This is a genomic window from Nocardia niigatensis NBRC 100131 (assembly GCF_000308655.1).
Classification (GTDB): domain Bacteria; phylum Actinomycetota; class Actinomycetes; order Mycobacteriales; family Mycobacteriaceae; genus Nocardia; species Nocardia niigatensis.
Map to the genome: position 1 here is coordinate 1 of NZ_BAGC01000005.1, position 23,844 is coordinate 23,844.

A 23,844-nucleotide genomic window follows, 5' to 3' on the forward strand; every position below is an offset into this window, starting at 1 on the left:
CCGCCGTCTGCGCCTCGCCGCTGCTGCTCCTGCTGATTCCGCCGCCCGCGCCCGAAGCGCCGTCGGTGCCGCTGGAGATCCCGCAGCCGCCGGCCGCGCCGCGGGCGCCCGTCATGGTCGTCCCGGCAGCCGTGCCCGCACCAGCCCCGGAGGTCGCGCCCGCCGCGCCCCCGCCTCCGCCGCCACCCGCGCCGGCCCCCGCTCCCATACTGGCCCAGCCGAATCCGGATGTGAAGCCGACCTCGAACAACACCCCGCTGCCGCCGTGGAAGCCACTGTCGGTGATCGGCGGGCTGATCGCCATGGCGCTGGCGGGCACCGGCTCGGGCGCGGTCAGCTTCCAGAGCGCGTCCGCGGCCCAGGCGCGCGTCGACGCCGCCCGCGCGGCTTTCTTCGGACCGAGGGTATGAGAGGACCGCGATGACCGGGAGCAAGGCGCATAGCATCGGGTCCTACCGCCGGGTGGCCGCCGCGGTGGACGCGGTGTGCGCGGTAGCGGCCGATTTCGACGCCACCGATCTGGAGGAGGTGGTGCTCGCCATCTCGGCGGAGCGCCGCCGCCCCATCGAGATCGCCAGTGCCCAACTGGGTCCGGGCGTGTGCGGCCAGCGCCGCAGCTATCCGGACCGGGACGTGATCGTGCTGGCGCAGGCGCTGCCCAGTCGCGAGCACACCCTCGCGCACGAGCTGGGGCATATCGTCTTCGACCATCCGGGCGAGGCGGCGACCGAGGTGGTACTGGAGGCCAGCGACGATCTCATCGCCTACATGCTCAGCCAGCGCGCGCATCAGAAGGCCGTCGATCTGGGCGACGACGAGCAATGCGAGTGGGAGGCGGAGACTTTCGCGAGCATGCTCATGACCCGGCTGCGGGTCTTCAACAGCCGGGGCGCGGGCGTCTCGGTCCTTCGATTCGACGAGGCGCTGGGATGACCGGGGCAGGCCCCGGAGGCGTCGCTCCTCCTCCCCGCGCTTGCTCGCGTAACCACGTGGGGGCTCTCGGTTGTCCCCGAAAGGATGCAGCATGACCTTCTGGGTGGTGGCCATGCTGGTGTGGATGGCTTCGGGTGCACGGGTCGGGCGCGTGCTGGTGAAACCGGCGACGACCGCGCGGGTCGCGATCGTGATCGCGGTCGCCGCGGTGGCGCTGGCGGTGACCGTCGGCGTGCCGGAAATCGGTCTGGCCGTTGACCATCTGGTTCCCGGCGGGGTGCACGGCCAGTGGCTGGGAGACCGGGTGGTGACCGCGGCGTGGATCATGTTCGCCACCGCCACCTCGGTGGTGGCGGCCGCGGCGTGGCCGGTGGTGTCGCGCCGCAATCTGCGGCAGATCGGCATGATGATCTACGCCGGGGGCGCGATCGCCATGATCCTGACGCTGGCCTGGTCGATCACCTTCGGCTGGGCGATCGTGCTGCTGGAGTGTGTGTTCATCGTGATCACCGGTGTGCGCAACCTGGATTGGACCACCCTGGGCCGCGGCATCGCGCTCTACACCACCGGTACCGCGGTGGTCGGCGCGCTGGCGGCGATGTCCATGCGCAGAGCGATGAGCGACGAGCCGATGCCGAATCCGGGTGACGAGGGCTGGTTCTGGCCGATGTGGCAGCTCGCGGCCATGCTGATCGCGATCGGCGCGGTGTGGATCGTGATCGAGCTGTGGTGGCGAGCGCGGGTGCTGCTCAAACAGATTCGCACCCTGCACCGGGTCCTGATCTCACGGTTCCCGGAGGTGGTGGCGCACGAGCAGACCGGTTCGGGCACCCAGCTCAAGGCATCCGATCAGGTCGCGCAGATCATGGACGCGCTCTACCTGCAGTCCGGTGGCGGGGTGGAGCTGGCCGCTGCGGGTGCGCCGCCGGTCTCGGTGGCCGAGCGCGCGCAGCGGGTGGCCGAGTGGGCGCGGAATCCGTTCGGGGAGTTCATGATCGACGGCCGCTGGATCTCGCCGCCGGCGGGGGTCAGTCCGCGTGGCTGGGTACAGGCCATCGCTCGCGCCTACGACGCGACGGCCGCGTCGCCGAGCGCGATCCGGGGTTCCGCGCGACGGTAGTCATTACTCTTCCATTACTATTCGAGAGCGCGGCGCATTACCCGTCGGCAGGCTCCTGAGTTGATCACGCGGAGATCACCGACCCAATTGCGATCTTGTCGCAAATGCGCAAGTCCCGCACTGCGCGTGATTGCCAAGGGCGTGGCATTCCGGCGGGCCCTGCACGATGAGACTTCGTATCCGAGGTTTCGTCTCATCGAACCCGTCGTGCGTAGTACGGGACTTTGCTTGTCAGTCGATGTTGTCACTCTTGCTTGTCGCGCTAGGTGCTTTGAGGCGAAACGCGCACCTCGCACAAAACGACATAGTGCACAAAACAACTCATTAGACGGGCCGGCTGCACCCGGTCGGCGTAATGCCAGGTTTGTGCACAGTGCACCAGCGCAGGGGTCTACGCCACATGGCCTCAGCGGGCTGAGACCGGTGCAACATCCATCGCTCGAACCGAATGGTCCGACAGGACACCGGCACTGCCCTGCAAGCAGTGCCGGTGACCCGCCTATGTCGAGTCCGGAGCGGGCCCTGTAACAAACCAACACAGTGCGGCCTCCGAGCCAGCCGCACTGTGTTGCTCTGTGGCAGGGCCTATTCCGTGCCGTCCGGAGGAATTTCGGGCAGCCCTTCGCTGGCCCGCAACTTCTCCGCCATAGAGGTGAGGAGGTTCTGAGATTCTTCGGAGAGGTCGAACGCCCTACTCGACAGACGACGAAGTCCGTAGCCCTGCAGCTGGGACAGCAGCTCGAGATCGTGATCGATCTTCGCCGCATAGATGTCGTTGAAGAAGTAGTCCGGCTTGACCTTGAAGAACTTTGCCAACGCTGCCACCGTCTCATCCGACGGGTTCGTGCGCTGTCCCGACCGCAACTGCGACAGATACGGTTTCGAGATCGGATGGCCGGAGGCCGTCAAGGCAGCCGCCACCTCTGCGTTCGTGTGCGGCTTACGCCCCGGGGGATGCACGGTTTCGAACAGCTTGTTCAGCCGCGCCGCGAAATCAGCCATTGTGAGCCGCCCAATTCCCTTCGCTGTACTAACAGTCGTTATCTCGGATACGTATCATTGATATTAGCGGCTCAGTAACTGAAAACCTACGCCTGATTCGCGATTTCCTTGAAGCTTCTAGGCGGTGATCCGCTTCACCCCGTGTGGCTTGGGCGTTTGCGGGCTCGCCCCACGGCTCTTGCCGAGGGCTTAAGAGCCCCGGTTCTGGCCCGTCGCGAGGGTCTTCCTGGACGGGCCTCGGGTAGCCAGAAGATAGCTGACATCTCATCCTCTCGTCTGTACCGGTGATTGTGTGGCGTACGCCACGTTTCACGGCCGGACGGATGAACGTTCAACCTGGCCGAAAATCATTGAGGGACTAGATCCGTTCGATGATCGTGCCCGTCGCGAGGGCGCCGCCGCAGCACATCAGGACCATGGCGGTGCTCTTGTCCGAGCGCTCCAACTCGTGCAAAGCCGTTGTGATCAAGCGGGATCCGGTGCTGCCGACCGGATGGCCGAGCGCGATCGCGCCGCCATTGACATTCACTCGATCGAAATCCGGCTTGTGCACCGAGGCCCACGACAGCACCACGGACGCGAAAGCCTCGTTGATCTCGAACAAGTCGATGTCGGAGATGCTCATACCGCTGCGCTCGAGCAGTCGCTCGCAGGCCTGAACGGGACCGTCCAGATGGAATTCGGGCTCGCCACCCACCAGGCACTGCGCCACGATGCGGGCGCGCGGGCGCAATCCCTCACGCTGCGCGGCCTTTTCGTCCATCAGGAGCACCGCGGCCGCGCCATCGGAGATCTGCGAGGAGGTGCCGGCGGTGTGAATTCCGCCCTCCACCACCGGCTTCAGCTTCGCCAGGCCCTCGCGGGTGGTCTCGCGCAGACCCTGATCGCGGCTGATGTCGGCGAACTCGCCGGTGAGGTTGCCCTCCTTGTCGACCTGCGGCGCGTTCTTGATGGTGAGCACCTCGCGGTCGAAGCGGCCCTCGGCCCACGCCTGCGCGGCCAGTCGCTGCGAGCGCACGCCCAGCTCCTCGACATCGTCGCGAGTGATGCCGCGCCGCTTGGCGATTCGCTCGGCGGCCTCGAACTGGTTGGGCATGTCGATGTCCCAGGACGCGGGCCGGCGCGGGCCGGCGTGCGTTCCGACGTTGGCGCCCAACGGAACATGGCTCATGGACTCGATGCCGCAGGCCATGCCGACCTCGATGGCGCCGGTGGAGATGAGCCCGGCAACCAGGCCCGCGGCCTGCTGCGCGGAACCACACTGGTTGTCGATGGTGACCGCACCGGTCTGCCACGGCAGCCCGGCGTGCAGCCAGGCGGTGCGGGTGACGTTGTTGCCCTGTTCGCCGACCTGCATGACGCAGCCGCCGACGACCTGTTCGACCAGCGCCGGATTCAGTTCCGCGCGCTCGAGCACGCCCTGCTGTGCCGCACCGAGCAGCTCGGCGGCGTGCAGGCCGGCCAGCCAGCCATTGCGCTTGCCGATCGGCGTGCGAGCGGCCTCGACGATGACGGGAGTACCCATATCTTTCCTTCCGGATTAGAACTGCAACGAGTTCGCAACCAGTAACGTAAGCCTGTTCCGGACTAATACCTAGTCCCTTCTCTTGTTTTACCTCCTGTGCTTCAATAGCGGTAGAACGTGTTTCAGTTGGTCAAAGGAGACTGCTGGTGGTTGACACTGCAGCCCGGCCCGATGTGCCGGATGGATTCGATGTCACCGACCCGGAAATGTGGGCGCACCGGGTCCCGGTCGAAGAACTCGCCGAACTGCGCCGCAGCGCCCCCATCTGGTGGAACCCGAAGTCACCGGAGGTCGGCGGCTTCACCGACGACGGCTTCTGGGTGCTCAGCAAGCATGCCGACGTCAAGACCGTCTCGCGCCGCGACGACGTGTTCTCCACCTATGAGAACACCGCGATCCCGCGGTTCCAGGACGACATCACGCGCGAGCAGATCGATCTGCAGCGCTTCGTCCTGCTGAACAAGGACGCCCCGGAGCACACCAAGCTCCGCAAGATCATCTCCAAGGGCTTCACCCCGCGCGTCATCAACGGCCTGCGCGCCGAGCTGACCGCCCGGGCCGAGGCCATCGTGAAGGCCGCCGCCGCGGCCGGCACCGGCGACTTCGTGGAGCAGGTGGCGGCCGAGTTGCCGCTGCAGGCCATTGCCGAACTGATCGGCGTGCCGCAGGAAGACCGCATGAAGCTGTTCAAGTGGTCCAACGACATGACCAGCTACGACGATCCGGACAGCGACGCCGATCCGGTGGTCGCCTCCACCGAGATCCTCGGCTACTCGTACCAGATGGCCGAGGCCCGCCGGGCCTGCCCGGCCGACGACATCGTCACCCAGCTCATCAATGCCGACATGGACGGCGAGGCGCTGCTGCCCGAGGAATTCGGCTTCTTCGTCATGATGCTGGCCGTCGCGGGCAATGAGACCACCCGCAACGCCACCACGCACGGCATGATCGCCTTCATGGAGAACCCGGACCAGTGGGAGCTCTTCAAGAAGGAGCGGCCCAAGACCGCCGCCGACGAGATCATCCGCTGGGCCACCCCGGTCAGCTCCTTCCAGCGCACGGCGCTCGAGGACGTGGAAGTCGGCGGCGTGCAGATCAAGAAGGGGCAGCGGGTCGTGCTGTCCTACCGCTCGGCCAACTTCGACGAGGAGGTGTTCGAGGATCCGTACACCTTCAACATCCTGCGTGATCCGAACCCGCACCTGTCCTTCGGCGGCACCGGCGCGCACTTCTGCATCGGCGCGAACCTGGCCCGGCTCGAAATCGAGATCATCTTCAATGCCATCGCCGACCACATGCCCGACATCTCCAAGCTCGGGGATCCGCGACGGCTGCAATCCGGCTGGCTCAACGGCATCAAGGAATTCCAGGTCGACTACAAGACCTGCCCCGTGAAGCACTGAGCCACAGATGATTTGATCCGCCCCGTCCTTCCCTCTCACTCCTCGGGGCGGAGAGAAGAGAAGCGGGCGACTGGATAATCCAGTCGCCCGCTTCGTCTTTCAGTTCTTGCCCGACCGCCACTGGTGTCCCGCCTGCGACGCAGACGGGACACCAGTGTTTCAGCGAGGCTTCAGAGTCGACATCGCACGCTCGGTCTCCCAGAAGGCGCGCAGGGCCAGGATCTTCCCGTCCTCGTCCACCTTGTAGGTGAAAACGCCTTCCGCGTCGACGATGTGGCCGCCCATGGTGGTGCGGATGCGCCCGGTGTAGGCCACCTCGCGCCCGCAGGCGAAGGAGTCGTCGAAGAGGAACTCGATCGACTCGGTGCCGGCAATCGCCTTGTCCCAGAAGGCCGCGATGGCCTCGGCGCCACGGTGCCCGACGCCCTCGGGGTCGAAGAAGGACGGCCCGATGGGGTCCTCCACGATCCCGTCGGCGGCGAACAGCGCCACCCAGGCGTCCTTGTTCTTGGCGCGGACCGCGGCCTGCGACGCCGCGCCCGCCACCCGGGCCGGATGTTCGGTCGTGGTGGTCACGGCTGCTCGCTCCCGACGACCCACATCGAGAAGTACTGCGAGCCACCGCCGTACGCGTGGCCGTAGGCCTTGCGGGCGTTCTCCACCTGGTAGTCGCCGGCTCGGCCCATGACCTGCTTGGCGGCCTCGGCGAAGCGGATCATGCCGGAGGCGCCGATCGGGTTGGAGGAGAGCACGCCGCCCGACGGGTTGACCGGCAGCTTTCCTCCGATGGCGGTCTCGCCGGCGTCGGTGAGCTTCCAGCCCTCGCCCTCGGGCATGAAGCCCAGGTTCTCCAGCCACATGGGCTCGAACCACGAGAAGGGGACGTAGATCTCGGCCGCGTCGATCTCCTCGAGCGGGTTGGTGATCCCGGCCTGCTTCCACAGCGCCTTGGCGGCTTCCTGACCGGCCTGGGGATTCACCTGGTCGCGGCCGGCGTAGGCGAGCGGCTCGGTGCGCATGGCGGTGCCGTGCACCCACGCCACCTTCTTGCCCTGCGCCTCCACGGCCTTGCCGGACGCCTCGTCGCCGATCACGATGGCGCAGGCGCCGTCCGAGGACGGGCAGGTCTCATCGAAACGGATAGGGTCCCAAAGCATTTGGGACGCCATCACCGATTCCAGGGTGATGTCGGGCTGGTGCAGGTGCGCGAACGGATTGCGCGCGCCGTTGCGGCGGTCCTTCACCGCGACCATGGCGCCCACGTGCAGCGGCGCGTTGGAGCGGCGGATATAGGCGCGCACGTGCGGGGCGAAGTAGCCGCCCGCGCCCGCGCCGACCGGCATGGTGAACGGCACCGGATTCGACAGCGCCCACATGGCGTTGGACTCCGACTGCTTCTCCCAGGCGATGGCCAGCACCTTGCCGTACACACCGGCCTGCACCTGGTTGGCCGCCACGATGGCGGTCGAGCCGCCGACCGAACCGGCGGTGTGCACCCGGAGCAGCGGTTTTCCGGTGGCGCCCAGGGCATCCGCGAGGAACAGCTCCGGCATCATGGAGCCCTCGAAGAAGTCGGGGGCCTTGCCGACCACCACGGCGTCGATATCGGCCATGGTCAGGCCGGAGTCCACCAGGGCGCGGTCGATGGCCTCGCGGACCATGCCCGCCATGGATACATCCGACCGTTTGGTCACGTGATGGGTCTGTCCGGTGCCGAGCACCGCGGCGGGGAGTGTCATCGTGCCTCCATGGTGGCAACCAGGTTCTGCTGCAGCGCGGGGCCAGAACTGGCATGTGCCAGTGCGCGATTCGCGGTGCCGTTGATGATTTCGGTGGCGGCGAAGCCGATGCGCTCGAGGCCCGCGGCGAACATCGGATTGCCCGACAGCGGACCGCCGGACGGATTGATCCGGGTGCCGCCGTTCAGGCCGATGGCCTGCTTCAGGATCAGTTCCTCGTGGCTGAACTGCGCGTGCAGCTCGGCGACATCGAAGCCGGTCGCGTCACCGCCGGTGACGGCGTCGGCCGCCTTCTTGGCCGAGGCCGAGACCGTCAGGTCGCGCGCGCCCAGCACCGGGGTGTCGATGTAGTGGGCCATGCCGGTCAGCCAGGCCGGACGCTCGCACAGCTCGCGGGCGCGATCGCCCACGGCCAGCACGATGGCGGCCGCGCCGTCGGTGATGGGGGCGATGTCATGGGCGCGGAACGGATCGGCGACCTTCGGTGCGGCCAAAAGCTTTTCGGCATCCGCGCCGGTGCTGCGAGCGGCCACCGCGGCCATCTCGGCCTCGGTCCAGCGGCCCGCGTCCAGGCCCGCGCGGGCCTGCAGCCCAGCGATGGACACCGAGTCCGGCCACAGCGGCGCGACCAGGTACGGGTCGGTCTGCAGGGTGAGGATCTGCCGCAGGGTGCCGGCCGAGGACTTGCCGAAGCCGTACACCAGCGCCGTCTCCGCCTGCCCGGAGCGCAGTTTCACCCACGCCTCGTACAGCGCCCACGCCGCGTCCATCTCCACGTGCGACTCGTTGATCGGCGGCACCGCGCCGATGGAGTCGATGGCCGAGATGAACGAGAAGGCGCGTCCGGCAAGGTAATCCGAGGAACCGGAGCACCAGAAGCCGATATCGGAGACCCCGATGCCGAGCTTGCCGTAGAGCTCCTGGAAGCAGGGCGCGAGCATCTCGACGCCATTGGTGGTGCCGAAGGTCTCCGGCACGTGCGGCGCGTGCGCGAAGCCCACCACCGCGATGTCGGTTGCTGTGTTACTCAAGGTATTTCAGCGCCTCTCTAGAGATGGTGCGCGAAGCTGTCGTAGTCGGCATCCGGTTCGCCGGTCGGCCGGAAGTGGTCGATATTGGCCATGGACAGGCCCCACTCCTCGCGCGGCTTCCACACCGCCTCGACCCGCATGCCCATCCGGACCTCGCTCGCCTCGACGCCGAGCACCAGGTGCAGGAAGGGGATGTCGGCGCCGTCGAGCAGCACGTAGGCCGCCACGTACGGGGGCTTGAGACGCTGGCCCATGAAGGGCACGTTCACGATGCAGAAGGTGGTCACGATGCCCTTGTCGGACACCTCGACATAGTCGTCGGTCGGCGAGCCGTCGCGCGGGTCGGCGCCACGCGGCGGGAAATACACCTTGCCGTCCATCCGCGCACGGGCGCCGAGCAGGCGGCCCTCCATGAGCGCCTTCAGGAAGACGGCTTCCTGCGGGGCGGCGGTGTGCTTGATGGAGAAGTCGATCGGGGTCACGATGCCGGTCACCGGTTCGGCTTCGCTCGTGGCATCGGCCGGGGCGGCAGAGGTCTCGCCCGGTTCGAAGGCCGCGATGTCGTGGATGTCGCCGGTGCGCTCGGCGGCCCAGCGCGCCCGCACCCGCAGGCCGGTGCTGATGTCGGCCGGTGAGGCCACATCCACCGCGTGCAGAATGGCGGTGTCCGCGCCGTCCAGCTTGATGAGGGCATAGGCGAAGGGCCGGTCGAAGGGCTGACCGGGCAGCGGATCGGCCACCCAGGACCAGGTCTGGACGGTGCCGACGTCGGACACGTCGACGAACTCCGACAGCGCCTCGCCGGTGGCCGGATCGAATTCCGCGGGCGGCACGATCACGCGCCCATCGGAACCCCGCACCCCGACGACCTTGCCGGATCGCAGTTCCGTGAGGAAGCGACCGATGATCGGACCGGTGGAGCGGGTGTAGTCGAATTTCATCCGCAGCGGTGCGGACAGTATTTCGGTGTTCCCCAGAGTCACGAGATCGAGTAGAACAGGTTCTAGTGACGGTGGCAAGAGTACGGGCTGCGGCCCTGACGACCAGCCCCGGATGTTCTAGGAAGGACATGGAAATGCGCTTCGGGTTGCAATTGGGATATTGGGGCGCGCAGCCGCCCGCGAATCACCGGGAACTGGTGCTGGCCGCGGAGGAGAACGGCTTCGACGCCGTCTTCAGCGCCGAGTCCTGGGGATCGGACGCCTTCACACCACTGGCGTGGTACGGCTCCGACACCAGCCGGGTCCGGCTGGGCACCTCCGTCGTGCAGATGTCGGCGCGCACGCCCACGGCCACCGCCATGGCCGCGCTGACCCTCGACCACCTCAGCGGCGGCCGGCACATCCTCGGCCTCGGGGTCTCCGGCCCGCAGGTCGTGGAGGGCTGGTACGGGCAGCCGTTCGCCAAGCCGCTCGCGCGCACCCGCGAGTACGTCTCGATCGTCCGGCAGGTGCTGGCCCGCGAGGGCAAGGTGACCAATGCCGGCCCGCACTACCCGCTGCCCTACTCCGGGCCCGGCGCCACCGGATTCGGCAAGCCGCTCAAGGCGATCACCCATCCGCTGCGCTCGGACCTGCCGATCTGGCTCGGCGCGGAAGGCCCCAAGAACGTCGCGCTGACCGCCGAGATCGCGGACGGCTGGCTGGCCATCTACTACACGCCGCGGCTGGCCGACATGTACAACGAGTGGCTCGACGAGGGCTTCTCGCGCCCGGGCGCGCGGCGCTCGCGCGAGGACTTCGAGATCGCCGCCACCGCGCAGGTGATCCTGACCGACGACGTCAAGGCCGAACTGGATCGGCTGCGCCCGTTCATGGCGCTCTACATCGGCGGCATGGGCGCGGAGGAGCTCAACTTCCACGCCGAGGTGTACCGGCGCATGGGCTACGGCGAGCAGGTCGACGAGATCACCCGGCTGTTCCGCACCGGCCGCAAGGACGAGGCCGCGGCGGTGGTGCCCGACGAGATGATCCTGGACACCACCATCATCGGCAACGAGGCGCAGGTGCGTGAGCAGCTGAAGGTGTGGGAGCAGGCCGGAGTCACCATGATGCTCGTCGGCGTCCGCGACGTGGCGCAGTTCGAGGCGCTGCGCCCGATCATCGAGTCGTAGGGGGACCGGCTGGGCAGGGCGCGCCCCATCGGGTGGGTCGCGCCCTTTCGCGGCTGTTCCCAATCCGCGTAAGTCGCCGTAGGGTGTGACAGGGGGCACATCCGGTCACTGGAACAAAGCCGAATCTGTGGCTTGTCACACACAAGAACACGTTCTATTTTGAACCAGTGAGCTACAACATTGCGGACCTTGTCGAGCACACCATCGACCTCATGCCGGAACGTGTCGCGCTGGTTGATGACACTCGTTCGGTGACCTATGCCGAATTGGAGGACCGGGCCAACCGGCTGGCGCACTACCTGCAGGATCAGGGTGTGCAGCCGGGGGACAAGGTCGGCGTGTACTCGCGCAACACCATCGAGGCCGTCGAGGCCATGGTCGCCATCTTCAAGGCGCGGGCAGTCATGATCAACGTGAACTACCGCTACGTCGAGAACGAGTTGCAATACATCTTCGAGAACTCGGATATGGTCGCGCTCATTCACGAGCGGCGGTACAGCGACAAGGTGGCCAATGTGCTGCCGAACGTGCCGAAGATCAGGGCCGTCATCACCGTCGAGGACGGCACCGATCTGCCGCTGCCCCCGGCCGCCGTGGAATACGAAGCGGCACTGGCAGGCTCGCGCGGCGAGCGTGACTTCGGCGAGCGCTCCTCCGACGACATCATGATGATCTACACCGGCGGCACCACCGGCATGCCCAAGGGCGTCATGTGGCGGCAGGAGGACTGGTGGCGCGTCCTCGGCGGTGGCATCAACTTCTACACCGGTGAGTTCATCCAGGACGAGTGGGAGCAGTCCAAGGGCGGTGCCAGCGGCAACTCGCCGATGGTGCGCTACCCGATCCCGCCGCTGATCCACGGTGGCGCGTTCACCGCGACCCTGCACAGCCTGTTCGACGGCGGCAAGGCCGTCATGCTGCCCGAGTTCTCCGGACACGGTGTGTGGCAGGCGATTCAGCGCCACGGGGTCAACATGATCTTCATTACCGGCGACGCCATGGCCCGTCCGATGCTGGACGCGGTGGCCCAGGGCCACCCGGAAACCGGTGAGCCGTACGAGTATTCGACCCTGTGGGTGCTGGCCAGCAGCGCGGCGCTGTTCTCGCCCGCGCTCAAGGACGACTTCATCGAGCGGTTCCCGAACGCGCTCATCACCGACTCCATCGGCTCCTCGGAGACCGGCTTCGGCGGTCTGGCCGTGGCGGCCAAGGGCGCCACGCACACCGGCGGCCCGCGCGTGAAGATCGACGGCTCCACCAAGGTGATCGACGAGGAGGGCAACGAGGTCGAGCCCGGCTCCGGTCAGGTCGGCATGCTGGCGCGGACCGGCAACATCCCGCTCGGCTACTACAACGACCCGGTCAAGACCGCCGAAACCTTCAAGGTGTTCAACGGCGTTCGCTACTCCATCCCCGGCGACTACGCCCGGGTGGAGGAGGACGGCACCGTCACCATGCTGGGCCGCGGCTCGGTGTCGATCAACTCCGGTGGCGAGAAGATCTACCCCGAAGAGGTCGAGGGCGCGCTCAAGGCGCACCCGGAGATCTTCGACGCGCTCGTGGTCGGCGTGCCGGACGAGCGCTGGGGCCAGCGCGTGGTCGCGGTCGTCCAGTGCCGCGGTGGGGCCCGCCCGACGCTGGAAGAGCTGCGCCCGACCCTGGTCAAGGAGATCTCCTCCTACAAGATGCCGCGCAGCCTGTGGTTCGTGGACGAGATCAAGCGCTCGCCCGCGGGCAAGCCGGACTACAAGTGGGCCAAGGCGCAGACCGAGGCCCGCGAGGCCGACGACCACGCCCAGGCCTCCAGCGCCAAGTAAGCGGCTCGGCTCTTCGAGGCTCCCGGTGCCCGCCTGCGATCGCAGGCGGGCACCAACCTTTTCGCGGCTGTTTCTTGTCGGTGGCCTGTGCGACGCTGTCTGCCATGAGCGAGAAGGTGGGCGGCACCGTTTCGGACGAGGTACTCCGGTCTTTCGAGGGGCATCGGCGGGAGCTGTGCGCCTACGCGTATCGAATGCTCGGGTCCTCCTTCGAAGCCGAGGACGCCGTGCAGGAGACCTTCACGCGGGCATGGAAGTCCTACGACTCGTTCGAGGGCCGGTCCAGCCTGCGGTCCTGGCTGTACAAGATCGCCACCAATGTCTGTCTGGACATGCTGGATGGTCCGCAGCGCCGGGCCAGGCCGATGGATCTCAACGGTCCCTCGACGCCCGATTCGCAGCTGCCCGCGCCGGAGCCGGATTACGTATGGGTGGAACCGATTCCGAACGCGCTCGCCTTCGGCGCCGACCCCGCCGAGGCGGCCAGCGCCAAGGACACGCTGCGCCTGGCCTTCGTGGCGGCGGTGCAGCATTTGCCGGCCAGCCAGCGCGCCATCCTGATCATGCGCGAGGTACTGCGCTTCTCGGCGGGCGAGACCGCCGACATGCTCAATGTCTCCCCGGCCTCGGTGAACAGCGCCCTGCAGCGCGCCCGCGCCACCATGTCGAAGGTGCAGGCGACGGCCACCGTGTCGGACCCCTTCGATGAGAACAATGCGCAGCAGCGCAAACTCGTCGACGATTTCGTCAAGGCCTTCGAGGCCTATGACATGGACGCCCTCACCGATCTGCTGAAAGCCGATGTGGCCCTGTCCATGCCGCCGTTCTCGCTGTGGATCTCCGGCCCCGAGAACGTGGCCGCGTTCATGCTGGGCACCGGCCATGCCTGCCGCGACTCCCGCATGGTCCCGTTGGCCGGCGCCAACGGGCTACCCGCCTTCGGCCACTACAAGCCGGGTGATGAGCCCGGCCGCTGGATCCCGTGGTCCATCACCACCCTCGAGCTGGACGGTGACCGCATCTCCGGTCTCACCTTCTTCCTCGACACCGAGAAGCTCTTCCCGCTGTTCGGCCTGCCCATGGAGCTGGGCTCGAACTAGGGCGGGCTCGTCACCGTCTGTCGCCGTACCCCATTGGTGTTCCGCGGGCCGGTCGACCTCCGTCCATACCTCATATGACGGTGGACTCCGGCCCGCGGACCGGCTTGGCGCGCAACCTCCGTCGAAGGACGGAGGACATCGGTGGCCGTCGCTGATCGCCGTTGATCGGAGGCTCCGCACGAACTAGCCGGTTCCTCTACCCTCACGGTCGGCGCCGCTACCGGTCAAGATCGGCGACTCACCCGTTTTGTGTGACACCCAGGTTGGGCGGCAACAGATTTCGTGTCGCCGGCTCAGCCCGCTGGGCAGTGATCGAAATATGCTCTCCCGCGGGTGTTCACGAGAGGTACGTGATGACGGTAGAGCTGCACGCGGATGAACTGTGGGCGGAGAATCTGCGCCGCATGCTGGTGGGGGTGCGGCACGAGGCCGTCATGGCCATCGCCCGTCCCGTCCGGCCGGAGACCGAATACGGTTCCGAGGATACGGTTTTCCGGCAGCTGCACGCCGCCGGTAAACAGGTTCGGCTGCTGCTGTCAGCCGCTTATGTGGGCACGCGCGGACGGCAGGCGGTGCTGCGGCAGTTCGCGGTCGGCTCGCGGATCCGGGTCACCGACACCGACTTCTGCAATGTGCTGATCGTCGATCGCGAGCGGGCCGCGCTGTGGTCGGCCCCGCCCGGGCAGCAACCGCGCGGCCTGCTGGTGGCCGAACCGGCGTTGCTCGGCGTGGTGCACCAATACGCCGTCCGCACCTGGCATTCCGCGCGTCAGCTCCGCGATCACCTGGAGTTGGGGGAGCGCGGACTGGACGCGGTGGCGCTGGCCGTGGTCGAGCAGCTGTACGCCGGGGCGAAGGACGAGACGGCGGCGCGAGCGCTGGGGGTGTCGCTGCGCACGTACCGCCGCTATGTCGCGCAGCTCATGGCGCGTTTCGAGGTCAGCACCCGATTCCAGCTCGGGGTGCGGGTGCGTGACCTCGGGCTGCCGAGCTGACCGCGCACCTCGGCGGTCAGCGGGGCGCGCGCATCCCGTCGGCGTGCTCGGCCGCGTACCGCCTGGCGGCCGGATAGTCGGCCTTGCCGCTGGGCTGCCGCATGACCTCGTCGACCAGCCAGTACCCCCGGGGCGCTTTGTATCCCGCGACCTTGGTCCGCAGGTGGGCATCGAGCTCGCCGAGCGCGAGCGCGGCGCCCGGCCGGGGCTGCACCACCGCCGCCACGGCCTGTCCGAAGCGGTCGTGCGGCGCGCCGATCACCAGGGCGTCGAAGACCTCGGGATGGGATTTGAGCGCGGTCTCGACCTCTTCCGGAACACCTTCTCGCCGCCGGTATTGATGCATTCCGAGCCGCGCCCGAGCAGGGTGACGGTGCCGTCGGCCTCGTAACGCGCGTAATCGCCGGGCGCCACATAGCGTTTGCCGTCCACCTCGGTGAAGATCGAACGCGTCTTCTCGGGATCCTTGTAGTACCCCAGCGGCACGTGACCGGTCCGCGCCATCCGGCCTACCGCGCCCGGCCGGGGTGCAACCAGGTTGCCGTCGTCGTCGAGCAGGGCGGCCTGCGCGCCGAAGGTCACCCGTGGGCCCTGCGTGTGGTCGGAATCCTTGGTGATCACGGACAATCCGGTGCTGCCACTCTCCGAGGAGCCGATCACGTCGGTGATGAACAGGTTCGGGAAGGTGTCGAGGTACTGCTGTTTGAGCGAGTGTGAGAACAGCGCGGCGTGGCTGCTGAACGCCCACAGCGACGAAACGTCGTAGTGCCCTTCGCGATAGGCCTCCAGCAGCGGTTTGGCCATGGCGTCACCGATGACGGTGAGCACATTGACCCGGTGCCGCTCCACCACCCGCCAGACTTCGTGCGCGTCGAACTGTGGCACGAAAACCACGGTGCCACCGGAGTTCAACGCGAGGAACGCGGCCCACTGCGCGGCGCCGTGGATGAGCGGCGAGAGCGGAGCCATGACGATCCCGGTCGGCGCGGACTTCGCGTTCTCCGCCAATTCCCATTCGTCCGAGACGTATTCGCCGGTCACGTGATTGATGCCGCCGCCGAGCGCGCGCCAGACGTCCTCGTGCCGCCACATCACGCCCTTGGGCATGCCGGTGGTGCCGCCGGTGTAGAGGATGTACAGGTCGTCGCCGCTGCGCGGGCCGAAATCGCGGGCCGGGGACTGCGCGGCCAGCGCCGCGTCGTAGTCGGGTCCGATCGCCAGCACCTCGGTCAGCGACGGGACGGCAGCCCGGACCTCGGCGACGATGTCGCCGTACTGCGCTTCGTGGACAAGCGCTTTCAGGTCGGCGTTGCCGGCGATGTAGCGCACTTCCTCGGCCACGTAGCGATAGTTCACGCACACCGACACCGCCCGCAGCTTGTAGGTCGCGAGCATCGTTTCCAGCGCCTCGGCCGAATTGCGTGCGTACACGCCGACGTGATCCCCCGCGCCGATGCCGCGGGCGGCCAGGTGATGGGCGAGCCGGTTGGCTCGCTCATCCAGTTCGCGATAGGTGAATCGGCGGTCGGCGCAGGTCAGCGCGATCCGCTCCGGGACCGCGTCGACCGCGTGCTCGAACAGGTCCGCAACATTGAAAGCCATGGATTCACCCTGATTCGGACCCGGGTGAACCGACAGTTCATCGCATGGCAGGAAGCTGCCGTCCGGGTCAGGTGGGGTAGGCCATGTGGAAGGGCTCCCACTGGTGGCCGTCGGGGTCGAGGAAGGTGCGGCTGTACATGCCTACCTCGGCTTCCTGGGCTCGGCGGTCGGGGTTGGATTCTTCGGTGCCGCCGGCTCGGCGGGCCGCTTCGACGAGGGCGTCGACTTCCTGGGGGCTGGGGAGGGCGAGGGCATAGAGGGCGTTGACGGTGCCTCGGGTGTCGCCGAGCGGGCGGGGGCTGAAGGTGGTGAAGAAGTCGTGGGTCAGGAGCATGACGCAGATGTTGTCGTCGACCACGATGCAGGCGGCATTGCCGTCGGTGAAGTCCTGATCGACCTTCCAGCCGACGGCCTCGTAGAAGCGCTTGGACCGGTCCAGGTCGGCGACGGGCAGATTGATGAAGACCATCTTGCTCGGCATGGTGGTTCGACCCCTCTCATTACGTTGTACTGATGGGGACGAAGCGGGTGCGGAAAACTCATCGGTCGTGCAAGAGTGACTGAGGGAGGTGCCCGATGACAGACAGCTACCTGGTCGCCCTCACCGGCAGCGGCGAAACGGTTCCGCCGGAGCTGGGGGTGGTGCGGCGGCTGGTACGGCGTGGCCATCGGGTGACCGTGCTCGCGGAGGAATCGCTGGCCGGCCCGGTCACGGCGACGGGCGCACGGCTGCGCCCCCGCGCGGGGGCCGGATTCGCCCGCGACACCGCCGACGAAATCGATGCCGAGCGGCCCGATCTGGTGCTGGCCTCCTTCTTCGCCTTCGGGGCCATGGTCGCCGCCCAGGCCTGCGAGGTGCCCTTCTCGGTGCTCATCCCCGGCATCTACCCGCTACCGGTGGAGGGCGGGCCGCCGCCGGGATCCGGCTTCGGCAAGGCGCACGGGCCGCTCGGCCGCCTGCGCGACCGGGTGGTGGGCTCGCTGATGCAGCGGCGCTGGGACGAGGAACTGCTGCCCAAGCTGAATGCCCTGCGCGCGGATTTCGGGCTGGAACGGTTGGCCCACTATCAGGATCAGGCGCAGCTGGGCCGCCGGCAGCTGGTGCTGTCCAGTGCCGCTTTCGATTTCCCGGGCCAGGGACCGGACGGGGTGCGCTGGGTCGGGCCGATCCTCGACGAGCCGGACTGGGCAACGGACATCGCCTGGATCCCGCACGACGGCGGCGACCCGCTGGTCCTGGCGGCGCTGTCCACCACGTTCCAGCACCAGACCGACTGCCTGCAGCGGGTCGCCGAGGCGCTGGGCGCGCTCCCGGTGCGCGGTGTCATCACCACGGGCCCGGCCATCGACCCGGCGGAGATCCGCGCACCCCGGAATGTGACGGTGCTGCGGGCCGCCCCGCACAGCGAGATCATGCGCCACGCCAGCCTGGTCATCACCCACGGCGGTCACGGCACCCTGATGAAGGCCTTCGCCGCCGACCTGCCGGTGGTGGTGCTCCCGCACGGCCGCGACAGCGCCGACAACGCGGCCCGCGTCCGCGCGCACCGCGCCGGAGTCACGGTGCCGCGCACCGCGACTCCGCAGCGCATCGCCCGCGCGGTCCGCCATGCCATGCGCACCCCGGCCTACTACCGCGCCGCCGCCGAGCTGGGCCGGGCCATCCGCCACGACGCGCGCGGCGAGTCGCTGCTCTACGAACTCGAACCCGACCTCGACCACCCCGGCCCGGCCGGGGTCCGGATTCTCTCGGTGCGCGAACTGGAATCGTGAAGCGCGCCGGAGGCCGTCCCCGGTTACCGTGAGCCTCATGAATTTCCTGGCCATTTTGCGCGAGAAGCTGAGCGAGTTCGGGGAGCTGATCACGCCCGGGGCCGATCTGAGCACGCCCGTCCCGAGCTGCGGGGACTGGAGCCTCTACGACCTGATCGACCATGTCGGGCAGGGGAATCTGTGGGTGGCCATGGCCGTCGCCGAGGGCCGCGGCGACTTCCAGGGCGAGCCCGCGCCCGTGGATCCGGCCGAACTGCGGGCCTGGTACGACGGCACCGCGAAGGCGATCGTGGCGGCGCTGTCGGTGGATCCCGAGACGCCGGCGTGGACCTTCACCTCGCAGCTGCCGCGCACCGTCGGCTTCTGGCAGCGTCGGCGGGCGCAGGAGACGCTCATGCATCTCTGGGACGCGCAGGACGCGCTCGGCACCGCCGAGGCGTTCGATCCGGAGCTCGCGGGCGACGGCATCACCGAGGTCTTCGAGCTGTTCGCGCCGCGCATGATCAAGCGGGGCCTGGCCACCGAACCGGGGGTCGCCCTACGGGTGCGCGCCACCGATACCGGCCAGAACTGGACCTACGGCCCGGGCACCCCGGTGGCCGAAATCGCCGGTACCGCTTCGAATCTGCTGCTGACGCTGTGGCAGCGCAAGCCCGCCGAGGACGCCGCTCTCGCCTGGCAGGGCAACTGGGCGGCGGGGACGCGGGTGCTCGCTGGTCCGCTGGTGCCGTAAACCGTTCCCGGGCACAGAAAAACGGCGAGGTGATGGCCGGTATGGAAGCCACCGCCTCGCCGTCGGCCGCAGTGCAGGGTTCGGCCGAGTTTCCGAGAGCTGTTCTCTCCGAGCGTGATTACTGCGCAGCGTCGGTCAGCAACGACCCGAGTGCGCGCAGGTGATCGGTCGCGCCGCCGAGCGCGAATTCGTTGTGCTTGGCGGCGGTGAAGTACTGGTTCACGATGTGGTCGCGGTCGATGCCGACGCCACCGTGCACGTGCACCACGGTGTGGGCGACGCGGTGGCCGGCTTCGGCGGCCCAGAACTTGGCGGTGTGCACCTCGGCCGCCGCGGGCAGGCCCTCGGCCAGTCGCCAGGCCGCCTGCTGCACGGCCAGGCGCACGCCCTGCACATCGATGTAGGCGTCGGCGAGGCGCTGGGCGACGGCCTGGAAGCTGCCGATCTTGCGGTTGAACTGCTCGCGCTCGCGGGCGTAGTCGGCGACCAGTTCCAGGCCCTTCTCGACCACGCCCAGCTGGGTGGCGGCCAGGCCGAGCCAGGCCCGCTCCAGCAGCCAGGTCAGGATCTCGGCGCCCTGGTCGACGGTGCCCACCAATTCGGCGGGGGTACCGGCGAATTCGACCTCGGCCTCGGGGGAGCGGTCGGTGACGATCTGGTCCTCGACGCGCACCGAGGCGTGCGACGGGTCGACCAGGAAGACGGCGGGGACGCCGTCGACGCTGGCGGACACCAGGATTCGCGCCGCCTGGCGGGCGAAGGGCACGGTGGTCTTGAGACCGGTCAGCTGCCAGCCGTCGCCGGCCATCGCGGTGGTGACCGGGCTCGCGAGCTCCCAGTTGCGCTCCTCGCTCAGCGCGGCGGTGAGGATGACCTCGCCGGTAGCGGCCTGGGCGGCCAGCTCGCGCTGGGCCGTGGACCCGAACCGCGCGAGCGCGCCCGCGCCCAGCACGATCGACCACAGGTACGGCACCGGCGCGACGGACTTGCCGATCTCGCGCAGGATGGCGGTCTGCTCCAGCACGCCGAAGTCGCTGCCGCCCACCGTCTCCGGCAGGGCCGCGGCCAGCACGCCGGTCTCGGCGAGCGAGTTCCACAGCGATTCGTCGAAGCGCACGGTCGGGTTGCCGGCCGCGTCGGTGTTCTTGTCGAGCTCACGCAGCCGGTCGGCGGTGACGAGCTTGCCGGTGACCTCGGCGGTGAGGCGGGCCAGATCCTGCTGCGCCTCGGTAAGGGTGAAATCCATGATGGGTACCTTGGTTTCGGTTAGCGCGCGGCGGCGGGCTGCTTGAGGGCGGTCATGGCGATGATGTCGCGCTGCACCTCGTTGGTGCCACCGCCGAAGGTGAGGATCAGGCACGCCCGGTGCATGCGCTCGAGACGGCCCCGCAGCTGCGAGCCGGCCGAGTCCTGGCGCAGATAGGCCTGCGGGCCGAGGATCTCCATCAGCGCGCGGTAGGCCTCGGTGGCCAGCTCGGTGCCGTAGACCTTGGTGGCGGAGGCGTCCCACGGGCGCGGCGCGGCGTCGCCGCCCTGGTCGGCGCGCGAGGCGATCTCCCAGTTGGTCAGCTTCAGGTACTCGACCTTGGCGTGGATGCGCGCCAGGCTGATCTGCACCCATTCCTGGTCGATGACCCGGGAGCCGTTGGCGGTCTTGGTGTTGCGAGCCCATTCGGTGACCTGGGCGACGGCCAGCGCCAGCGGCGCCGACGAGGTCAGCGCGACCCGCTCGTGGTTGAGCTGGTTGGTGACCAGCGCCCAGCCGCCGTTCTCCGGGCCCACCATGTCGGAGTGCTTGACCCGCACGTCCTGGTAGTAGGTGGCGGAGGTGTCGGGCCCGGCCATGGTGTGCACCGGCGTCCAGGAGAAGCCCTCGGCCGTGGTGGGCATGATGAACATCGAGATGCCCTTGTGCTTCTTGGCGCTCGGGTCGGTGCGGGCCGCCAGCCACACGTAGTCGGCGTAGGCGATGAGGGAGGTCCACATCTTCTGGCCGTTGATGATCCAGTCGTCGCCGTCGCGGACCGCGGAGGTGCGCAGCGAGGCCAGGTCGGTGCCGGCGCCCGGCTCCGAGTAGCCGATGGCGAAGTGCAGCTGACCGGCGGCGATCCTGGGCAGGAAGAACTTCTTCTGCTCCTCGGTGCCGTAGTGCATGATCGTCGGCGCCACCGAGTTGATGGTCAGGAACGGCACCGGGGCGCCGGCGATGGCGGCCTCGTCGGTGAAGATCAGCTGATCCATGGTGGATCGGTCCTGGCCGCCGTACTCCTTGGGCCAGCCGAGGGCGAGCCAGCCGTCGCGGCCCATCTCCTCGACCACCTCGCGGTAGACATTGCCCTCGCCGTACTCTCCGGTCTGCGCCGAAAGCGCTTGCCGCCGTTCGGGAGTGATGAGGCGGGTGAAATAGTCACGCAGCTCGGCACGCAGCTGTTCCTGTTGCGGCGTGTAGGCGATACGCATAGCAGTCCGTATCCTTTCTGCCGCGCCTGCGGCGCGGCGGGTTCGCGGCCCTGGAGGTCTCGTTCTTCCCTCCCTCCGCTCCTCCGCTTCGCTCCCCCGCTCCGCTCAGTCCAGAACGAGACGGGCCGCGAACCTTCGGGTATGGCCCGATCATGGCATATGAACTGGAACTTGTTCCAGTATGGCCGCTTTTTCGGTCGATGATGGCTGTCGAATGGCAAGTCTGCTTGTTAGGCTCGGGCAGAACCTGCGGTTAAGGAGAGAACTATGAAGGTCATCGTCGATTTCGACCAGTGCGAAGCAAATGGAATCTGCGTCGGAATCGCCCCTGACGTCTTCGATCTCGATGACGACGACAACCTGCACGTCAACGAGGCCGAGGTCACCGAGGCGAATCGCCGTGATATCGAGTCGGCCGTGGCGCAGTGCCCCAAGGCGGCGCTGAAGCTGGTCTGACGCCATGCTTGCCCGGCGGGTGGAACACGTTCTAGAGTCGGCCCGGTGAGCGATTCTGATGTAAGTCTTTCCGGCCGGGTTGCCATCGTCACCGGCGCGGGCGCCGGGCTGGGCCGGGCCGAAGCCCTCGAGCTGGCCCGGGCCGGCGCGTCGGTCATCGTCAACGACCTTGCCGAGAACGACGCGGTGAGCGCAACCCTCGCCGACATCCGGGCGCTGGGCGTGAAGGCGGAGTTCGTGGGCGGCAGCATCGCCGAGCGCGCGACCGCCGACGCGCTGATCCGCACCGCAGAGGAGACCTTCGGCGGGCTGGACATCGTGGTGAACAATGCCGGGATCACCCGGGACAAGATGTTGTTCAACATGTCCGACGAGGATTTCGACGCGGTTGTCGCGGTGCACCTGCGCGGGCATTTCCTTTTGACCCGCAATGCGGCCGCCTACTGGCGCGGTAAGTACAAGGAGACGGGTGCTCCCGTTTATGGGCGCATCATCAACACCTCCTCGGAGGCCGGTCTGCTCGGCCCGGCCGGGCAGGCGAATTACGGTGCGGCCAAGGCCGGCATCACCGCGCTGACGCTGTCGGCCGCGCGGGCGCTGGAATCGGTCGGTGTGCGCGCCAACGCCATCGCGCCGCGCGCCCGCACGGCCATGACGGAGAACGTCTTCTCCGCCGCTCCCGATCAGGGTCCGGACCCGCTCTCGCCCGATCACGTGGCGCGGCTGGTGGCCTATCTGGCCTCGCCGGCGGCCGAGTCGATCAGCGGTCAGCTGTTCGTCGTCTACGGCCCGATGGTGGCGCTGATGGCGGCTCCGGTGGTGGAGCGGCGCTTCGACGCCGAGGGTGAGTGGACCCGCGAGGGTCTGGCCGCGACCCTGGGCGGCTATTTCTCCGAACGTGGTTCGGACGCTACGTTTTCCGCCTCCTCGCTGAAGGACCTGGGCTGAGGTAGCCCGCGGTGTCCCTGCCCGGGGGTCGTGCGTTCCTGAAGACACGGTCCGGCCCCCGGGGCCTGTGGTTGATCACGAGATCGATCATTGGTAAGAAAAGGGATCGACTCTGTGTGTCGCCTCACACTGCGGCATACCTGCGGCGGTTAGGGTGACGTGAACCTGTTCTCAAAACTGGACGCCAGTTCAGAAAGAAGACCTGTTCAAAACCGTCGAAACCTTCCCGAACCGTATGAGAACGTGTTCTAATCTTCGAGCGGGACCGAGATCACATTCAGATCTCGGTTGCTATAGCTAGGCAGGGGCAGGAGGAAAAGCGGGAATGAATGAAGTCCTTGCCGTACCGCTGCGGGCGGTCGGAGGGTTCTTCGAACTCGCCGGTGCGGTCGCTCGCGCCGCGGTACGGCCCCCGTTCCAGCGACGGGAATTCATCGATCAGTCCTGGTTCATAGCCCGGGTATCCATCTTCCCCACCCTGATGGTGGCAATTCCGTTCACCGTTCTGGTGAGCTTCACCCTCAACATCCTGCTGCGCGAGATCGGCGCGGCCGACCTCTCCGGCGCGGGCGCGGCCTTCGGCACCATCACCCAGATCGGCCCGATGGTCACCGTGCTCATCGTCGCCGGCGCCGGCGCGACCGCCATCTGCGCGGACCTCGGCGCCCGCACCATCCGCGAAGAGATCGACGCCATGAAGGTCCTCGGCATCGATCCCATTCAGCGCCTGGTGGTTCCGCGTGTGCTCGCCTCGATGTTCGTGGCCTTCCTGCTCAACGGCCTGGTGTCCACCATCGGCATCCTGGGCGGGTTCCTGTTCTCGGTCTACCTGCAGGGTGTGAACCCCGGCGCCTTCGTCAACGGCCTCACGCTGCTGACCCACCTGCCGGAACTCGTCATCTCCGAGGTGAAGGCCATGCTGTTCGGACTCGTCGCCGGACTCGTCGCCTGCTATCTCGGCCTGAATGTGAAGGGCGGCCCCAAGAGTGTCGGCGACGCCGTCAACCAGACCGTCGTGTTCGCCTTCATGGCGTTGTTCGTCATCAACGTCGTGGTAACCGCCGTTGGCATCAAGTTCACGGCAAGGTGATCAG

21 protein-coding genes and 2 pseudogenes are annotated in these 23,844 nt (G+C 67.8%); 13 read left to right on the forward strand and 10 right to left on the reverse strand.

Annotation, left to right across the window (positions count from 1 at the left end; genetic code table 11):
• The 3 genes and pseudogenes from ON33_RS42615 to ON33_RS02985 form a co-directional block, all read left to right on the forward strand.
• A pseudogene (locus tag ON33_RS42615) lies at positions 1–410 on the forward strand (hypothetical protein); the annotation flags it as partial.
• Positions 411–420: 10 nt separating this feature from the next.
• Positions 421–933, forward strand: a complete 513-nt coding sequence (locus tag ON33_RS02980) for an ImmA/IrrE family metallo-endopeptidase (protein ID WP_051151578.1) — start codon at positions 421–423, stop codon at positions 931–933.
• 91 nt (positions 934–1,024) lie between these two features.
• Entirely contained in the window at positions 1,025–2,053 is a 1,029-nt protein-coding gene (locus tag ON33_RS02985; protein ID WP_040854716.1) for a hypothetical protein, read from the forward strand.
• Positions 2,054–2,638: 585 nt separating this feature from the next.
• Here the strand turns inward: ON33_RS02985 and ON33_RS02990 are convergent.
• Positions 2,639–3,055: a helix-turn-helix domain-containing protein gene (locus tag ON33_RS02990; RefSeq protein ID WP_011207048.1), complete on the reverse strand. Its 417-nt coding sequence runs from the start codon at positions 3,053–3,055 to the stop codon at positions 2,639–2,641.
• A 358-nt stretch (positions 3,056–3,413) separates the two neighbouring features.
• The gene (locus tag ON33_RS02995) at positions 3,414–4,580 is read right to left on the reverse strand and encodes a steroid 3-ketoacyl-CoA thiolase (RefSeq protein WP_040854719.1); all 1,167 of its coding nucleotides are present in this window, start codon (positions 4,578–4,580) and stop codon (positions 3,414–3,416) included.
• Positions 4,581–4,786: 206 nt separating this feature from the next.
• On the opposite strand from ON33_RS02995, the gene ON33_RS03000 reads away from it, so the two are divergent.
• Positions 4,787–5,983, forward strand: a complete 1,197-nt coding sequence (locus tag ON33_RS03000; RefSeq protein WP_051151595.1) for a cytochrome P450 — start codon at positions 4,787–4,789, stop codon at positions 5,981–5,983.
• 159 nt (positions 5,984–6,142) lie between these two features.
• On the opposite strand, the gene ON33_RS03005 is transcribed toward ON33_RS03000, so the two are convergent.
• Genes ON33_RS03005 through ON33_RS03020 form a run of 4 tightly spaced genes read right to left on the reverse strand, consistent with a single transcriptional unit; the run spans position 6,143 to position 9,694 of the window.
• Positions 6,143–6,559: a nuclear transport factor 2 family protein gene (locus ON33_RS03005; protein ID WP_040854725.1), complete on the reverse strand. Its 417-nt coding sequence runs from the start codon at positions 6,557–6,559 to the stop codon at positions 6,143–6,145.
• A complete protein-coding gene (locus ON33_RS03010; protein WP_040854728.1) occupies positions 6,556–7,722 on the reverse strand; it encodes a thiolase family protein in 1,167 nt (388 codons plus the stop codon). The genes ON33_RS03005 and ON33_RS03010 overlap by 4 nt, the downstream gene beginning before the upstream one ends.
• Positions 7,719–8,753 carry a thiolase family protein gene (locus tag ON33_RS03015; RefSeq protein WP_040854732.1) on the reverse strand — a complete coding sequence of 345 codons (1,035 nt, stop codon included), beginning with the start codon at positions 8,751–8,753 and terminating at the stop codon, positions 7,719–7,721. Before ON33_RS03015 ends, ON33_RS03010 begins: the two co-directional genes overlap by 4 nt.
• Before the next feature lie 17 nt (positions 8,754–8,770).
• Positions 8,771–9,694 carry a Zn-ribbon domain-containing OB-fold protein gene (locus ON33_RS03020; RefSeq protein WP_174391471.1) on the reverse strand — a complete coding sequence of 308 codons (924 nt, stop codon included), beginning with the start codon at positions 9,692–9,694 and terminating at the stop codon, positions 8,771–8,773.
• A gap of 134 nt (positions 9,695–9,828) precedes the next feature.
• Here ON33_RS03020 and ON33_RS03025 point away from each other — a divergent pair, with 134 nt between their 5' ends.
• The 4 genes from ON33_RS03025 (at position 9,829) to ON33_RS03040 (ending at position 14,778) form a co-directional block, all read left to right on the forward strand.
• Complete coding sequence (locus ON33_RS03025) at positions 9,829–10,866, forward strand: LLM class F420-dependent oxidoreductase (RefSeq protein ID WP_040854897.1); 1,038 nt, start codon at positions 9,829–9,831, stop codon at positions 10,864–10,866.
• Positions 10,867–11,033: 167 nt separating this feature from the next.
• Complete coding sequence (locus tag ON33_RS03030) at positions 11,034–12,683, forward strand: acyl-CoA synthetase (protein WP_040854738.1); 1,650 nt, start codon at positions 11,034–11,036, stop codon at positions 12,681–12,683.
• 104 nt (positions 12,684–12,787) lie between these two features.
• On the forward strand, positions 12,788–13,783 hold the full coding sequence (locus tag ON33_RS03035; RefSeq protein ID WP_040854741.1) for a sigma-70 family RNA polymerase sigma factor: 996 nt from the start codon (positions 12,788–12,790) through the stop codon (positions 13,781–13,783).
• Between the two features lie 353 nt (positions 13,784–14,136).
• Positions 14,137–14,778, forward strand: a complete 642-nt coding sequence (locus ON33_RS03040) for a hypothetical protein (protein WP_218001361.1) — start codon at positions 14,137–14,139, stop codon at positions 14,776–14,778.
• A 16-nt stretch (positions 14,779–14,794) separates the two neighbouring features.
• Here the strand turns inward: ON33_RS03040 and ON33_RS03045 are convergent.
• A pseudogene (locus ON33_RS03045) lies at positions 14,795–16,380 on the reverse strand (acyl-CoA synthetase).
• A gap of 67 nt (positions 16,381–16,447) precedes the next feature.
• A complete protein-coding gene (locus ON33_RS03050; RefSeq protein WP_040854744.1) occupies positions 16,448–16,861 on the reverse strand; it encodes a VOC family protein in 414 nt (137 codons plus the stop codon).
• Between the two features lie 95 nt (positions 16,862–16,956).
• On the opposite strand from ON33_RS03050, the gene ON33_RS03055 reads away from it, so the two are divergent.
• Together ON33_RS03055 and ON33_RS03060 are read left to right on the forward strand one after the other, a co-directional pair.
• A complete protein-coding gene (locus ON33_RS03055) occupies positions 16,957–18,153 on the forward strand; it encodes a glycosyltransferase (RefSeq protein WP_051151580.1) in 1,197 nt (398 codons plus the stop codon).
• 37 nt (positions 18,154–18,190) lie between these two features.
• Positions 18,191–18,886 (forward strand): maleylpyruvate isomerase family mycothiol-dependent enzyme, encoded by a 696-nt coding sequence (locus ON33_RS03060; protein WP_040854747.1) that lies wholly within the window; start codon positions 18,191–18,193, stop codon positions 18,884–18,886.
• Between the two features lie 118 nt (positions 18,887–19,004).
• Here the strand turns inward: ON33_RS03060 and ON33_RS03065 are convergent, their stop codons facing one another.
• Positions 19,005–20,132, reverse strand: a complete 1,128-nt coding sequence (locus ON33_RS03065; RefSeq protein ID WP_040854749.1) for an acyl-CoA dehydrogenase family protein — start codon at positions 20,130–20,132, stop codon at positions 19,005–19,007.
• 20 nt (positions 20,133–20,152) lie between these two features.
• Positions 20,153–21,346 (reverse strand): acyl-CoA dehydrogenase family protein, encoded by a 1,194-nt coding sequence (locus ON33_RS03070; protein ID WP_040854751.1) that lies wholly within the window; start codon positions 21,344–21,346, stop codon positions 20,153–20,155.
• 267 nt (positions 21,347–21,613) lie between these two features.
• On the opposite strand from ON33_RS03070, the gene ON33_RS03075 reads away from it, so the two are divergent.
• The 3 genes from ON33_RS03075 to ON33_RS03085 all read left to right on the forward strand — a co-directional run bounded on the left by ON33_RS03075 (position 21,614) and on the right by ON33_RS03085 (position 23,840).
• Positions 21,614–21,802, forward strand: a complete 189-nt coding sequence (locus tag ON33_RS03075) for a ferredoxin (protein ID WP_040854753.1) — start codon at positions 21,614–21,616, stop codon at positions 21,800–21,802.
• 45 nt (positions 21,803–21,847) lie between these two features.
• On the forward strand, positions 21,848–22,750 hold the full coding sequence (locus ON33_RS03080; protein ID WP_040854755.1) for a 3-oxoacyl-ACP reductase: 903 nt from the start codon (positions 21,848–21,850) through the stop codon (positions 22,748–22,750).
• A 325-nt stretch (positions 22,751–23,075) separates the two neighbouring features.
• Positions 23,076–23,840 carry an MlaE family ABC transporter permease gene (locus ON33_RS03085; RefSeq protein WP_040854757.1) on the forward strand — a complete coding sequence of 255 codons (765 nt, stop codon included), beginning with the start codon at positions 23,076–23,078 and terminating at the stop codon, positions 23,838–23,840.
• The last annotated feature ends 4 nt before the right edge of the window (positions 23,841–23,844 follow it).